A 15,358-nucleotide genomic window follows, 5' to 3' on the forward strand; every position below is an offset into this window, starting at 1 on the left:
ATCTTGAGGCGGAGATGTTTTATTGTCTATTGGAAACAGGGCTCAGGAATATACCTGAGCCCTGTTTGTTGTATATTCGTATGTTTAACTTTACTTATTTTTGAATCCGAAGAAAAAAATTATATGTAAGATAAATTGTGAAATTTATACATCTTTGTTTTGCAGAAAGTTTGTAAAAGTTGTACCATTATAATTAAGGTGTGCTATCGTTTTAGCTCGATGAAAGGTGATTGCAGCATTGAAAGATGAATTTGTTAAAAAGGTAGATGCTTTTGTAGAAAGGCATGATCTATTAGAGGCGTATTCTACAGTTGTTGTCGGTGTATCAGGAGGACCAGATTCTTTAGCGCTTCTCTTTTATTTGTTGGAGAAGTGTGAAGAGAAGAAGTTGCAAATTGTAGTTGCTCACGTAGATCATATGTTTCGCGGCGAGGAATCACAGCAAGATTTAACATTTGTAAAACAGCTTTGTGACAATCTTAATGTTACTTGTGAAACAACGCAAATTGATGTAACGAGATATCAAAAACAAAACCGAATGAGTGCACAAGTTGCAGCAAGAGAATGTCGATATGCATTTTTGGAAAGAATAATGAGTGAATATAATGCACAGTATTTAGCTCTTGGTCATCATGGTGATGATCAGATTGAGACAATTTTAATGCGTCTTATTCGTGGAAGTACTTCGAAAGGCTATGCAGGAATTCTTGCAAAGCGTGCTTTTAATAAAGGTTTTTTGATCCGACCTTTGTTGGCAGTAACGAAAGAAGAGACTCTTGATTATTGTAAGAGAAAGAATGTTGAACCTCGCATTGACCCGAGTAATACAAAGGAAACATATACAAGGAATCGATTGCGGAAGCACGTTCTTCCTTATTTAAAGCAAGAGAATCCCCATGTTCATGAACGTTTTCAAACTTTTAGTACGTTTATACAAGAGGATGAAGCGTATTTGCAGGAATTAGCATTTGAAAAAATGAATAAAATAATTAAGAAAAAAGACCCAAAAAGAATTGTCTTATCAATTCCTTCGTTTGAATCTATGCCTATACCTTTACAAAGGAGAGGGATTCAACTAATATTAAACTATCTTTATGAATATAAGATTCCATCTTCGCTTTCTTCTGTACATATTGACAAGGTGATTGAGTTTTTCAAACGAGCCCATCCTTCTGGTGTGCTTCATTTTCCTGATGGATTGGAGATTGTTCGTACATATGAAGAATGTATTTTCCGCTTTGGAGAAGAAAAGGTTACGCTCTCTCCTCGCGAGTTACAAGTACCAGGAAAGATAACATTAGTAAATGGTGATGAGCTCGAAGTGGAAATCAGTAATTGTGTACCTAATACGGTGAATGATATGATGTTTGTTGCAAAACATAATGAAATAGCATATCCACTTACTGTTCGTTCGAGAGAAAACGGGGATCGAATGTCAATGCAAGGTATGAATGGTACGAAGAAGATAAAGTCCATTTTTATTGAAGCGAAAGTACCGAAGGAAAAAAGAGCGGACTGGCCAATTGTTTGTGATGCCAGTGGGAATATTATTTGGGTTCCATTGTTGAAACGATCTGCATTTGCTATTTCGCAAGAAAAAGCAGATAAGGATACATATATTATTATTCATTACAAAAGCAAGGAGTCTTCCAGGAGGATAATCAAATGATGAATCAAGATATTGAAAAAGTATTAATTTCTGAAGAGCAAATACAAGACAAAGTAAGAGAATTAGGTGCAATTCTTGCAGAGGATTATAAAAATACAGTGCCTCTTGCAATCGGTGTATTAAAAGGTGCAATGCCATTTATGGCGGATTTATTAAAGCGAACAGATACATATCTTGAAATGGATTTTATGGCTGTATCTAGCTATGGTCATTCTACTGTTTCAACTGGTGAAGTGAAAATTTTAAAAGATCTAGATACTTCTGTAGAAGGACGCGACATTTTAATCGTAGAAGATATTATCGATAGCGGTCTTACATTAAGCTACTTAGTGGATTTGTTTAAATATCGTAAAGCAAAATCTGTGAAGATTGTAACATTATTAGATAAGCCGTCTGGTCGAAAAGTTGATCTTCAAGCAGACTATGTTGGATTTACTGTTCCACATGAATTTGTTGTAGGATATGGATTAGACTATAAGGAGCAATATCGTAACCTTCCTTATGTTGGTGTATTAAAACCAAGCGTATATTCAAATTAATAATATAAGCTTACGATTGGATAGGAAAGTTTTTCTATGGTACTATTTACTATTATAGTTTGTATGCTGTGAGAGGAGGTTAGGGATGAATCGGATCTTCCGTAATACCATCTTTTATTTACTTATATTTTTAGTGGTAATTGGTATTGTGAGTTATTTTAATGGTTCAACGCAAAAAACAAAACCAATTAGCTACGATAAATTCATTGCTAAACTTGAAAAGGGTGAAGTTCGTAATGTGCAACTTCAACCAAAAAATGGTGTATTTGAAGTAAAAGGACAATTCAGTACTGATAGTCAAGGACAACAATTTGTAACTTATGCACCTAATACTGAAGAATTACAAAAGAAAATCAATGACAAAGCACAAGGCACAGAAGTGAAATATCAACCAGCAGAAGAAACAAGTGCTTGGGTAACATTCTTCACTTCCATCATTCCTTTTGTGATTATCTTCATTCTATTCTTCTTCCTACTTAACCAGGCACAAGGCGGTGGTAGCCGTGTTATGAACTTCGGTAAAAGTAAGGCGAAGTTATACAATGATGATAAGAAAAAAGTCCGTTTTAGAGATGTAGCTGGAGCGGATGAAGAGAAGCAAGAACTTGTTGAGGTTGTAGAGTTCCTAAAAGACCCTCGTAAGTTTGCGGAGGTTGGTGCTCGTATTCCGAAGGGGGTTTTATTAGTTGGACCTCCAGGGACAGGTAAAACATTGCTCGCGCGTGCTGTTGCAGGTGAAGCTGGTGTTCCATTCTTCTCTATTAGTGGTTCTGACTTCGTAGAGATGTTCGTCGGTGTTGGTGCTTCTCGTGTGCGTGACTTATTTGAAAATGCAAAGAAAAACGCACCTTGTATCATTTTCATTGATGAAATTGATGCGGTAGGTCGTCAACGTGGGGCAGGTCTTGGTGGTGGTCACGATGAGCGTGAACAAACATTAAACCAATTGCTTGTAGAAATGGATGGTTTCGGAGCAAATGAAGGTATTATTATCATTGCTGCAACAAACCGCCCTGATATTCTTGACCCAGCGTTATTACGTCCAGGACGTTTTGACCGTCAAATTACAGTAGATCGTCCGGATGTAAACGGTCGTGAAGCGGTGCTTAAAGTACACGCTCGCAACAAACCGCTTGATGAAAATATTGATTTACGTGCTATAGCAACGCGTACACCAGGTTTCTCTGGTGCTGATCTTGAAAACTTATTAAACGAAGCAGCTCTTGTAGCAGCACGACAAGATAAGAAGAAAATTGATATGAGTGACATTGATGAAGCGACTGACCGCGTTATTGCAGGTCCAGCTAAGAAAAGTCGTGTTATCTCTGAGAAAGAACGCAATATCGTTGCATTCCATGAAGCAGGACATACTGTAATTGGTGTAGTACTTGATGAAGCAGATGTAGTTCATAAAGTAACAATTGTGCCACGTGGTCAAGCTGGTGGATATGCAGTAATGCTTCCGAAAGAAGATCGTTACTTCATGACAAAACCAGAATTGCTTGATAAAATTACTGGTCTACTTGGTGGACGAGTGGCTGAGGAAATTGTATTTGGAGAAGTAAGTACAGGCGCTCATAATGACTTCCAACGTGCGACAGGAATAGCTAGACGCATGGTAACAGAGTTCGGTATGAGTGATAAGCTTGGACCAATGCAATTTGGTAGCTCACAGGGTGGTCAAGTATTCTTAGGAAGAGACTTCCATTCTGAGCAAAACTACAGTGATGCAATTGCGCATGAAATTGATATGGAAATGCAAAGCATTATGAAAGAATGTTATGCTCGTGCAAAACAAATTCTTACTGAAAACCGTGATAAGCTTGATATTGTTGCAAAAACGTTACTTGAAGTGGAAACGTTAGATGCAGAGCAAATCAATCATTTATGTGAACATGGTACATTACCGGAGCGTAAAACATCTTCTGAAAGTGATGTAAAAGTGAACATCTCAATGAAAAAAGAAGATGAAGTGCCAGAAGATAAAGAAGAAACGAAGGAGTGACAATTGTCACTCCTTTTTTCTTTGTTATCCCGCTATTTGCGGGCAGTAAGACCCGCGCCCTAAACGTAAGAGAAAAACGAGGAAGATAGGTGGGGGGAAGCCCCCCACTAATGGAAGTTTCACTTTATGTAATTGAACTTAAAAATTGAAAAAGGGAAATAGATTTTTGTAAAATGGTGAGGATAGGAAAGCTGAACATGTGTATAAATATGGTATGATGAGATTATAAGTTCTGTACATATTGTGTAAATATACATTAAATAAGATAAGTGGTGAGAATATGATTTTCGTATTGGATGTAGGGAATACAAATGCAGTACTAGGTGTGTTTGAAAATGGTAAGCTTCTTCAACATTGGCGTATGGAAACAGATCGTCATAAAACGGAAGATGAATATGGGATGCTCGTGAAACAATTACTTGAACACGAAGGAATTGCTTTTCATGATATAAAAGGAATTATTATTTCTTCTGTTGTACCTCCTATTATGTTTGCTTTAGAGCGTATGTGTGAAAAGTATTTTAAAATTAAGCCTCTTGTAGTGGGACCTGGTATTAAAACTGGTTTAAATATTAAGTATGAAAATCCGCGCGAAGTAGGTGCTGACCGCATTGTAAATGCGGTAGCTGGTATTCAACTGTATGGAAGTCCGCTTATTATAGTCGACTTTGGAACAGCGACAACATATTGTTATATTGATGAACATAAACAGTATATGGGTGGTGTCATTACACCTGGTATTATGATTTCAGCTGAAGCTTTATATAATAGAGCAGCAAAACTACCGCGTATTGAAATTACAAGACCAAGTAGTATCATTGGGAAGAATACAGTAAGTGCAATGCAAGCTGGTATTTTATATGGTTATGTTGGACAAGTAGAAGGTATTGTAAAGCGGATGAAAGAAGAAGCTAAACAAGAACCGACTGTTATCGCGACAGGTGGATTAGCAAAATTGATTGCAGAGGAATCGAATGTTATTGATATTGTCGATCCATTTTTAACGCTTAAAGGTCTATATATGTTATATGAGCGTAATGCAAATTTACAACACGAGAAAGGTGAATAAATGCGAATGAAAGATTATTTAGTAAAGGCGCTAGCGTTTAATGGAGAAGTTCGTGCTTATAGTGTGCACACAACAAATACGGTGAGTGAAGCGCAAAGACGTCACGATACATGGAGAACCGCTTCTGCGGCACTTGGTCGTTCTTTAACGGCAGGTACAATGATGGGTGCAATGCTTAAAGGTAATCAGAAACTTACGATTAAAGTAGAGGGTAATGGTCCTCTTGGTCCGATTTTAGTAGACGCACATGCGAATGGAGATGTACGTGGTTATGTAACGAATCCGCATGTTGATTTTGAAGCGACAGAGCAAGGGAAACTGCGTGTATACCAAGCTGTAGGAACAGAGGGTTTTTTAACGGTTATTAAAGATATTGGTATGCGTGAACCATTTATTGGTCAAGTTCCGCTTGTTTCTGGTGAGTTAGGAGAAGATTTCACGTATTATTTCGCTGTTTCTGAACAAACGCCTTCTTCTGTTGGTGTTGGAGTTCTTGTTAATGGCGATGATAGTATTTTAGCTGCAGGTGGATTTGTTTTACAAATCATGCCTGATGCGCAAGAAGAGACAATTTCAGTTCTTGAAGAGCGCCTGCAAAAAATTCCGCCTGTTTCTAAGCTTATTGAACAAGGTTTAACTCCAGAAGAGTTGCTATACGAGCTGTTAGGCAAAGATAATGTGAAGATTTTAGAGACGATGGATGTACAATTTAACTGTACATGTTCTCGTGAGCGTATTGAAGGCGTATTAATGAGTTTAGGGAAAACAGAATTAACAGAAGTGCGTGATGAGGAAGAAGAGACAGAAGTACATTGTCATTTTTGTAACGAACGATACAAGTTCTCTAAAGAAGATATAACAAACTTAATAGAAAGTTTGTAAGGGAGAAAAAGGTTATTTGTCTATTTGGAACAATCCAAATAGATTGACAAATAACCTTTTCTTTGACAATATGTATATAAATCCAATAAAAATACTTGGTGTTGGGAGTGACGGAGATGCGAGTGGCACAATCAGTTTCAGATTTAATTGGAAAAACGCCAATTGTTAAATTGAACCGCATCGTAGAAGAAGGCAGTGCAGATATTTATTTAAAACTAGAGTTCATGAATCCTGGAAGCAGTGTAAAAGATCGAATTGCATTAGCAATGATTGAAGATGCTGAAAAAAAAGGACTATTAAAAGAAGGCGATACAATTATTGAACCGACAAGTGGAAACACCGGGATTGGTTTAGCAATGGTAGCGGCGGCCAAAGGATATAAGGCAATTCTGGTTATGCCGGAAACGATGAGTGTTGAACGCCGTAATTTATTGCGTGCTTATGGAGCAGAATTAGTGTTAACGCCAGGATCAGAAGGAATGGGCGGTGCAATTCGCAAGGCAACAGAGTTATCAAAAGAACATGGCTACTTTATACCTCAACAGTTTCAAAACGATGCAAATCCAGAAATCCATCGTTTAACTACAGGTCCAGAAATTGTGGAACAGATGGGTGATCAATTAGATGCATTCATTTCAGGAGTTGGTACAGGCGGAACGATTACGGGTGCTGGTGAAGTATTAAAAGAGAAGTATAAAGATATCAAAGTTTATGCAGTAGAGCCTGCTGATTCCCCAGTACTATCAGGTGGAAAACCAGGTCCTCATAAAATTCAAGGAATTGGTGCTGGATTTGTTCCTGGAACGTTAGATACAGATGTGTATGATGAAGTGATTCAGGTGAAAACAGAACAATCATTTGAATATGCAAGAAGAGTAGCTCGTGAAGAAGGTATTTTAGTGGGTATCTCTTCTGGAGCAGCTATTTATGCAGCGACAGAAGTTGCGAAAAAACTTGGAAAAGGAAAGAAAGTACTTGTTATCATTCCAAGTAATGGTGAGCGTTACTTAAGTACGCCGCTTTATCAATTTGAATCATAAGCTTAATGTATGAAAAGCATCCCTCGAAAAAGGGGTGCTTTTTCTTTTTTCGTTTGAAAATAGGAAAAGAGTGAATGACTAGAAAACTTCATGTAAAATAAGTGTTAGTTGAACTAAATGGGCTTATATGGACGGTTCAATGTTTTTAAACGACCGTTAGAGCGGGATAAAGTGAAACTTCCATCAGTGGGATGGCATTCCCCCCACTGATGGTTAGTTGAACGAATCGGGCTTTTACGGACAGTTGTCCCCCGCCTATCTTCTTCGCTTTTCTCTGAATTTTGAGGTGGGGGTCTTACTGTCCGTTAGAGCGGGATAAAATAAAACGAGGTGTTTGTATGCAGCGACGAAAATCTTTAGCTATTTCAGTTCCGTATCAGTTAGACTTTTTTAAACAGTATAAATTTCTTTCGCAAAATAAACCTCATCATATCATTTTAGAAAGTGGGCGTGGAGGGCGTTATAGTATTGTTGGGCTTGATCCGGTAGCGATCGTTCGTGGGAAAGAGGAAGCCTTACATATATGGGAAAATGGAGAGGGAACAATAGAAAAGGGGAATCCATTGCACCTTATGCAAAGATATATGGAACAATGGAAAACGGAACATAATGACGCATATCCGCCGTTTCAAGGTGGTGCGATTGGTTATTTTAGTTATGATTGCATCCGTTATATAGAGAAAATTCCTTCTCTTGCAGAAGATGATGTGAATGTACCAGATATATTCTTCTTATTGTTCGATGATGTATTTGTTTATGATCAAAAAGAACAAGTGTTATGGATTATTACACATTATATAAATGATGAGAAACAAGCTGAACAACATTTGAATGAATTAAAAGGGCTTTGGTTACAAGAAGTGCCAGAAGTAACGATGCCGTTTATTCGTCCTGAAATAAATAAGGAGGCAGTTTCCTTTACAGAAAAAGAGTTTATGGAAGCTGTTCAAAGAATTCAAGAGTATATTGGTGCGGGAGATGTGTTTCAAGTGAATTTGTCTACAAGACAAGAAAAAACATTGCAAACGCATCCGTTGGAAATTTATACGAAGCTTCGTGAAATTAATCCATCACCATACATGGGTTATTTAGAACTTGGAGATTTCCAAATTGTAAGTGCTTCACCAGAGTTGTTGATTAAAAAACAAGGTAATGAAATGAGTACGCGTCCAATTGCGGGTACGCGCTCTCGCGGGAAAGATGAGCAAGAAGATCAAGAACTTGCAAAAGAGTTAATTGAAAATGAAAAAGAGCGTGCAGAACACGTTATGCTTGTTGATTTAGAGCGAAATGATTTAGGGCGTGTTTGTGAGTATGGAACGGTAGAAGTGGATGAATTCATGGTGATTGAGAAATATTCCCATGTTATGCACATTGTTTCAAATGTACGCGGACAATTGCAGCAAGGAAAAGATGCTTTTGATGGTGTAAAGGCTGTATTTCCGGGTGGGACGATTACCGGAGCACCGAAAATCCGCACGATGGAAATTATTGAAGAGTTAGAGCCGGTTCGCCGTGGTATTTATACAGGTTCAATTGGTTGGATTGGTTATTCAGGGGATATGGAATTAAATATTGTCATTCGTACGTTGCTTGCGAAAGATGGGCAAGCATATGTGCAGGCGGGGGCAGGAATTGTTATTGATTCTAATCCGAAAAACGAGTATAAAGAGTCATTAAAGAAAGCGATAGCTTTATGGCGAGCAAAAGAAAGTAGCGAAGAAACGGTTAGGTGAGATAAATGATATTAATGATTGATAACTATGATTCCTTTACGTTTAATTTAGTGCAATTTCTTGGAGAGCTAGGACAGGAACTTATCGTCAAGCGTAACGACGAAATTACAATTAAAGATATTGAACAAATGCAGCCGGACTTCTTAATGATTTCTCCAGGACCGTGCAGCCCAAATGAAGCTGGGGTAAGTATGGATGTGATTCGCCATTTCGCAGGACAAATCCCGATTTTTGGTGTTTGTTTAGGACATCAATCGATTGCTCAAGTATTTGGGGGAGATGTTGTTCGTGCAGATCGTTTCATGCATGGGAAAACATCTTTAATGCATCATGATGGGAAAACAATCTTTAATGATATTCCCAATCCGTTTACAGCAACGCGTTACCATTCTCTAATTGTCAAAAAAGAAACATTACCAGAGTGCCTGGAAGTAACATCTTGGACAGAAGAAGGAGAAATTATGGCCCTTCGTCATAAAACATTACCGATTGAAGGGGTACAGTTTCATCCGGAATCTATCATGACTTCCCATGGTAAGGAATTGCTGCAAAACTTCATTCGTAATTATAGCCGGAGTGCTGCTACATGCTAATTTATGTGAACGGTTCATTTGTTGAGGCGAGTGAAGCTAAAATTTCTCCGTACGATCATGGATATTTATATGGTCTTGGCGTATTTGAGACATTTCGTATCTACAACGGACATCCGTTCTTATTCGATGATCATTATGAGCGGCTTATGACCGCTCTTTCGTCGTTGCATATTGCATGGGAAATGACAAAAGACGATGTAAAAAGCATCTTAAAAGAGTTAATTGTAAGGAATCATTTGCAAAATGCATATGTTCGTTTGAATGTGTCTGCAGGTAGTGGCGAAATCGGCTTGCAGACGGAGATTTACGAAGAACCTTCTATTATCGTTTTTATAAAGCCTTTACAAGCTCCAGGAGATGTAGTGGAAAAAGAAGGGGTAATTTTAAGGCAAATTCGTAATACACCAGAAGGAGAATTTCGTTTAAAGTCACATCATTATTTAAATAATATTTTAGGGAAACGTGAGATTGGGAATACAACTGCGAAAGAAGGGATTTTTCTTACGAAAGAGGGGTATGTTGCGGAAGGGATTGTTTCGAACCTCTTTTTTGTGAAAAATGACATATTGTATACACCATCATTACAGACTGGAATTTTAAATGGGATCACTCGCGCTTTTATATTAGCTGCCGCTGAAATGTTGGAGCTTGAGGTGAGAGAGGGATTATTCTTAAAAGAAGAGTTACTTTCGGCTGATGAAGTGTTTGTTACAAATTCTATCCAGGAAATTGTGCCGCTTCGTTGTATCGGAGAAGTACATTTTCCAGGTAAAGAGGGATTTGTTACAAACCAGCTTATACGTGTATATGAAACATACCGTGAAAGACTTTGGGGTCGAAATGAGTTGTTAAGAGGAGATGGTTAATATGCAATTGAGTTATGAGATGCAATGTGGTAAACATGTATTGAATTTAAACGAAAAGACATTCATTATGGGGATCTTGAATGTTACACCTGACTCTTTCTCTGATGGTGGTAATTATAATGAAGTGGAAGCGGCTGTCCGCCATGCAAAAGAGATGGTAATCGATGGAGCACATATTATTGATGTTGGCGGAGAGTCTACTCGTCCTGGTTTTGCTAAAGTGTCAGCAGAAGAAGAATTGCGACGTGTTTTACCAATAATCCGAGCTGTATCGGAAGCGGTAGATGTACCCATATCTATTGATACGTATAAAGCGGAGGTTGCAAAACAAGCCATTGAAGCTGGAGCCCATATTATTAATGATATTTGGGGTGCGAAAGCAGAACCGGAAATTGCGGAAGTAGCGGCGCATTACGACGTGCCAATTATTTTAATGCATAATCGTGATAATACAAACTACCGAAATCTCATGGCAGATATGATTGCTGACCTATATGAAAGTGTTACAATCGCGAAACGTGCAGGTGTGCGAGATGAAAATATTATTTTAGATCCAGGCATTGGATTCGCGAAAACATTTGAGCAAAACTTAGAAGTGATGCGGAATCTAGAGCAATTAAAATTGTTGGGATATCCAGTCCTTCTCGGAACATCTCGAAAATCATTTATTGGTCATGCGTTAGATTTGCCAGTAGAAGAACGCTTAGAAGGAACAGGTGCAACAGTTTGTCTTGGCATTCAAAAAGGCTGTGAAATTGTACGTGTGCATGATGTGAAAGAGATGTCCCGTATGGCGAAAATGATGGATGCTATGTTAAGGGGGTAAAAGGTTTGGATAAAATTTTTGTTCATGATATGGAGTTCTACGGTTACCATGGTGTATTCCTTGAAGAAAATAAGTTGGGGCAGCGATTTAAGGTAGATTTAACTGTAGAGTTAGATTTAAAGCGAGCAGGAACAACTGATGACTTAAAGCATTCTGTAAATTATGGAGAGTTATACGAGTTATGTAGAAGTGTTGTAGAAGAGAAAACATATAAGCTTGTGGAAAGTATTGCAGAAAACATTGCGGGGGATATATTAGAACGGTACGATTGCATTATGAATTGTATTGTAAAAGTTATTAAACCAGATCCGCCAATTCCAGGACATTACCGTGCGGTGGCGGTTGAGATTGAGAGAGGGCGCTCATGAATAATGTAGTTTATATTGCTTTGGGTTCGAACATGGATGATCGCCATATGTATTTATCACAAGCGATAGAGTTGTTGCATAAGCATCCGGCTATTGAAGTTGAGGATGTATCATCTGTTTATGAGACGGATCCAGTTGGATATACAGAACAAGAGCAATTTTTAAACTTAGTTATAAAAGTTGCTACCAATTTATTGCCTCAAGAATTATTGATGGTGACGCAAAAAGTGGAGAATGAACTAGGAAGAAAAAGGGAAATTAAATGGGGGCCCCGTACCATTGACCTTGACATTTTGCTCTATAATCACGAAGATATTGAAGCAGAGAATCTTATTGTTCCGCATCCGCGGATGTTTGAAAGAGCTTTTGTTATCGTTCCGTTGATGGAAATTAATCAAGAAATTAACCGAAACATTTCACGTTCACAAGTAGAAGAAATGAAAAGGCGAGAGGGAGTAACGGTATGGAAGCAGAGAAATGGGGAAGACGCATTCGCGCTTTTCGTAAATTAAAAGGCTATACACAAGAAGGATTTGCGAAAGAATTAGGGGTATCTGTATCTGTTTTAGGTGAAGTAGAGAGAGGGAATCGAGTTCCGTCTCAGGATTTCGTTATAGAAGTTGCGAAGACATTGAAAGTTTCGATAGAAGAATTAATGCCGAAGTAGGAATAACGAAGGAAGGTAATCAAGTGTTAAAGATTGCAAACATTGAAATGAAAAATCCGGTTGTGCTAGCGCCAATGGCAGGAGTATGTAACTCTGCATTCCGTTTAACGGTAAAAGAATTTGGTGCAGGATTAGTATGTGCGGAAATGGTAAGTGATAAGGCGATTTTATTTAACAATCAAAAAACGCTGGACATGTTATATATTGATGAGAGAGAAAAGCCATTAAGTCTGCAAATTTTTGGCGGGGAAAAAGAAACGCTTGTAGAAGCGGCGAAATATGTAGATAAAAATACAACGGCAGATATTATTGATATTAATATGGGTTGTCCGGTACCGAAGATCACAAAATGTGATGCGGGTGCAAAGTGGTTGCTTGATCCGAATAAGGTGTACGAAATGGTAGCGGCGGTAGTAGACGCAGTTCAGAAGCCGGTTACAGTAAAAATGCGTATCGGTTGGGATGAAGATCACATTTTTGCGATTGAAAATGCTCAAGCGGTTGAACGTGCAGGTGGTCAGGCAGTCGCAGTTCACGGTCGTACTCGTGTTCAAATGTATGAAGGAAAAGCGGATTGGAATATCATTAAGCAAGTAAAACAAGCTGTCAATATTCCTGTTATCGGAAATGGTGATGTGGAAACGCCGCAAGATGCAAAGCGTATGTTAGATGAAGTTGGTGTAGACGGTGTAATGATTGGCCGTGCAGCACTTGGTAATCCATGGATGATTTATCGTACAGTAAAGTATTTAGAAACTGGTGAATTAATGCCGGAGCCATCTGTGCGTGAAAAGATTGATGTATGTATGCTGCATTTAGATCGTCTTATTGATCTAAAGAATGAAAACATTGCAGTTCGAGAAATGCGTAAACATGCTGCGTGGTATTTAAAGAGTGTTCGTGGTAATGCAAGAGTGCGTAATGAAATTAATAGTTGTGATACTCGTGCAGACCTTGCCTCTTTACTGACAGCATTTGTAGAAGAGGTAGAAGCGAAACAAGAATCTGTTCAGATTGGATAATGATGGTGATTAAAAGGGTGTTTGACATTCCTTTTCTCACTACCTATAATTACGTCTAAGAAATAAGAACTGCCAGCTTGTTGCTGGCAGTTTTTCTAGTTGGATAGAAAATGCTATACTATATATATTATAAAATTTAATAGAGCTGGAGTGATATCAATACCATGGATAACATGAACCACGAAGAATTAAATGACCAATTGCTCGTTCGTCGCGAGAAGCTACATAACTTAAGAGAACAAGGAATGGATCCGTTTGGTAAACGTTTTGAACGTACACATTCAACAAAAGAATTATTAAGCTTGTACGGAGAAATTTCTAAAGAAGAATTAGAAGAGAAAGAAATCCCTGTTTCTATAGCTGGTCGTATTATGACAAAACGCGGTAAAGGAAAAGCTGGTTTTGCGCATATTCAAGATTTACATGGACAAATTCAAATTTACGTTCGTAAAGATACGGTTGGTGATGAGCAGTACGAACTATTTAACACAGCGGATTTAGGTGACCTAGTAGGAATTGAAGGTAAAGTATTTAAGACAAAAGTTGGAGAACTTTCAGTTAAGGTAACTGGCTTTACTTTATTAACGAAATCTCTTCGTCCACTTCCAGATAAATATCATGGATTAAAAGACGTTGAACAACGCTACCGTCAACGTTACTTAGATTTAATTACGAGCATGGAAAGCCGTGAAACGTTTGTAACTCGCAGTAAAATCATTCGTGAGATGAGAAGATATTTAGATAACAATGGTTATCTTGAAGTAGAAACACCGATGTTGCATGCTATTGCAGGTGGAGCATCTGCACGTCCGTTTATTACGCACCATAATGCATTAGATATGGAATTTTACATGCGTATTGCAATTGAGTTGCATTTAAAACGCCTAATTGTAGGTGGATTAGAGAAAGTATACGAAATTGGTCGTGTATTCCGTAATGAAGGTGTATCAACTCGTCATAATCCGGAATTTACGATGATTGAATTATATGAAGCATATGCAGATTATAAAGATATCATGAAGCTAACAGAAAACATGGTTGCTCATATTGCGAAAGAAGTGTTAGGTACAACGACAGTTCAATATGGTGAATATGAAATTAACTTAGAGCCAGAGTGGACAAGACTGCACATGGTAGATGCAATCAAACAATATTCTGGAGCGGATTTCTGGAGCCCGATGAGCGTAGAAGAAGCTCGCGCGTTAGCAAAAGAGCATGGTGTAGAAATTAAGGATACAATGGAAGTTGGTCATATTATTAATGAGTTCTTCGAGCAAAAAGTAGAAGAGCATTTAATTCAACCTACATTTGTTTATGGTCATCCAGTGGAGATTTCTCCTCTTGCGAAAAAGAATGAAGAAGATCCGCGCTTTACAGATCGTTTCGAGTTATTTATTGTGGCTCGTGAACATGCGAATGCATTTACAGAATTAAATGATCCAATTGATCAAAAAGAACGTTTCGAAGCGCAGTTAAAAGAGCGTGAACAAGGTAATGATGAAGCGCATATGATGGATGATGATTATATTGAAGCTCTTGAGTATGGTATGCCTCCTACAGGTGGACTAGGAATCGGTATTGATCGTCTAGTTATGTTATTAACGAATGCTCCATCTATTCGTGATGTATTACTATTCCCGGCGATGAGACATAAACAAGACTAAGCTTTGGAGTTTTCTCCAAAGCTTTTTTTATTATTTTTATACTATTTTATAAGGTGAAAAATTTTATTGAAAAAACTATTGCAATTTAATTCGTGAACTGATATATTTATATTCGTTGTCACGAACGGCAACGAGGAAAACAACTTTGAAAGAAAAAAGTTGTTGACAGAAAAGAAACGAAATGTTATATTATTAAAGTCGCTTCGAGCGGCAGATAAGTTCTTTGAAAACTGAACGAAACAAACAACGTGAAACGTCAATTTTTATTTATGATGCTAGACAAACACTTTATTGGAGAGTTTGATCCTGGCTCAGGATGAACGCTGGCGGCGTGCCTAATACATGCAAGTCGAGCGAACCGATTAAGAGCTTGCTCTTAAGAAGTTAGCGGCGGACGGGTGAGTAACACGTA

Annotated in this window: 15 protein-coding genes and 1 rRNA gene; all 16 read left to right on the forward strand. The window is 38.1% G+C overall.

Features of this window, described 5'->3' with window-relative positions; all coding sequences use genetic code 11:
- Window positions 1–238 precede the first annotated feature (238 nt).
- Window positions 239–1,669 (forward strand): tRNA lysidine(34) synthetase TilS, encoded by a 1,431-nt coding sequence (tilS, locus tag WAX78_RS24610; protein WP_336484618.1) that lies wholly within the window; start codon window positions 239–241, stop codon window positions 1,667–1,669.
- A complete protein-coding gene (gene hpt, locus WAX78_RS24615; RefSeq protein ID WP_098304960.1) occupies window positions 1,666–2,208 on the forward strand; it encodes a hypoxanthine phosphoribosyltransferase in 543 nt (180 codons plus the stop codon). Before tilS ends, hpt begins: the two co-directional genes overlap by 4 nt.
- A gap of 85 nt (window positions 2,209–2,293) precedes the next feature.
- Window positions 2,294–4,213: an ATP-dependent zinc metalloprotease FtsH gene (ftsH, locus tag WAX78_RS24620; protein ID WP_336484619.1), complete on the forward strand. Its 1,920-nt coding sequence runs from the start codon at window positions 2,294–2,296 to the stop codon at window positions 4,211–4,213.
- 280 nt (window positions 4,214–4,493) lie between these two features.
- Window positions 4,494–5,282 (forward strand): type III pantothenate kinase, encoded by a 789-nt coding sequence (locus tag WAX78_RS24625; protein WP_336484620.1) that lies wholly within the window; start codon window positions 4,494–4,496, stop codon window positions 5,280–5,282.
- Window positions 5,283–5,288: 6 nt separating this feature from the next.
- Window positions 5,289–6,164 carry an Hsp33 family molecular chaperone HslO gene (gene hslO, locus WAX78_RS24630; protein WP_336484621.1) on the forward strand — a complete coding sequence of 292 codons (876 nt, stop codon included), beginning with the start codon at window positions 5,289–5,291 and terminating at the stop codon, window positions 6,162–6,164.
- Window positions 6,165–6,280: 116 nt separating this feature from the next.
- Window positions 6,281–7,204: a cysteine synthase A gene (cysK, locus tag WAX78_RS24635; protein WP_230576381.1), complete on the forward strand. Its 924-nt coding sequence runs from the start codon at window positions 6,281–6,283 to the stop codon at window positions 7,202–7,204.
- 338 nt (window positions 7,205–7,542) lie between these two features.
- Window positions 7,543–8,940: an anthranilate synthase component I gene (gene trpE, locus WAX78_RS24640; protein WP_336484622.1), complete on the forward strand. Its 1,398-nt coding sequence runs from the start codon at window positions 7,543–7,545 to the stop codon at window positions 8,938–8,940.
- A gap of 5 nt (window positions 8,941–8,945) precedes the next feature.
- Window positions 8,946–9,533, forward strand: a complete 588-nt coding sequence (pabA, locus tag WAX78_RS24645) for an aminodeoxychorismate/anthranilate synthase component II (RefSeq protein WP_336484623.1) — start codon at window positions 8,946–8,948, stop codon at window positions 9,531–9,533.
- Window positions 9,527–10,399, forward strand: coding sequence for an aminodeoxychorismate lyase (gene pabC, locus WAX78_RS24650; RefSeq protein ID WP_336484624.1), 873 nt, complete (start codon window positions 9,527–9,529; stop codon window positions 10,397–10,399). Before pabA ends, pabC begins: the two co-directional genes overlap by 7 nt.
- A 1-nt stretch (window position 10,400) precedes the next feature.
- Window positions 10,401–11,225: a dihydropteroate synthase gene (gene folP / locus WAX78_RS24655; RefSeq protein WP_413789239.1), complete on the forward strand. Its 825-nt coding sequence runs from the start codon at window positions 10,401–10,403 to the stop codon at window positions 11,223–11,225.
- Between the two features lie 5 nt (window positions 11,226–11,230).
- Window positions 11,231–11,593 (forward strand): dihydroneopterin aldolase, encoded by a 363-nt coding sequence (gene folB / locus WAX78_RS24660; RefSeq protein WP_336484626.1) that lies wholly within the window; start codon window positions 11,231–11,233, stop codon window positions 11,591–11,593.
- Window positions 11,590–12,105, forward strand: a complete 516-nt coding sequence (folK, locus tag WAX78_RS24665; RefSeq protein ID WP_336484627.1) for a 2-amino-4-hydroxy-6-hydroxymethyldihydropteridine diphosphokinase — start codon at window positions 11,590–11,592, stop codon at window positions 12,103–12,105. Before folB ends, folK begins: the two co-directional genes overlap by 4 nt.
- Window positions 12,057–12,260, forward strand: a complete 204-nt coding sequence (locus tag WAX78_RS24670) for a helix-turn-helix domain-containing protein (protein ID WP_154713024.1) — start codon at window positions 12,057–12,059, stop codon at window positions 12,258–12,260. Before folK ends, WAX78_RS24670 begins: the two co-directional genes overlap by 49 nt.
- Window positions 12,261–12,283: 23 nt before the next feature.
- Entirely contained in the window at window positions 12,284–13,282 is a 999-nt protein-coding gene (dusB, locus tag WAX78_RS24675) for a tRNA dihydrouridine synthase DusB (protein ID WP_336484628.1), read from the forward strand.
- Between the two features lie 164 nt (window positions 13,283–13,446).
- Complete coding sequence (gene lysS / locus WAX78_RS24680) at window positions 13,447–14,946, forward strand: lysine--tRNA ligase (protein ID WP_336484629.1); 1,500 nt, start codon at window positions 13,447–13,449, stop codon at window positions 14,944–14,946.
- A gap of 288 nt (window positions 14,947–15,234) precedes the next feature.
- A 16S ribosomal RNA gene (locus WAX78_RS24685) occupies window positions 15,235–15,358 on the forward strand; the annotation flags it as partial.

Origin of the sequence: Bacillus yunxiaonensis (assembly GCF_037104695.1) — a bacterium.
GTDB classification, from domain to species: Bacteria; Bacillota; Bacilli; order Bacillales; family Bacillaceae_G; genus Bacillus_A; species Bacillus_A yunxiaonensis.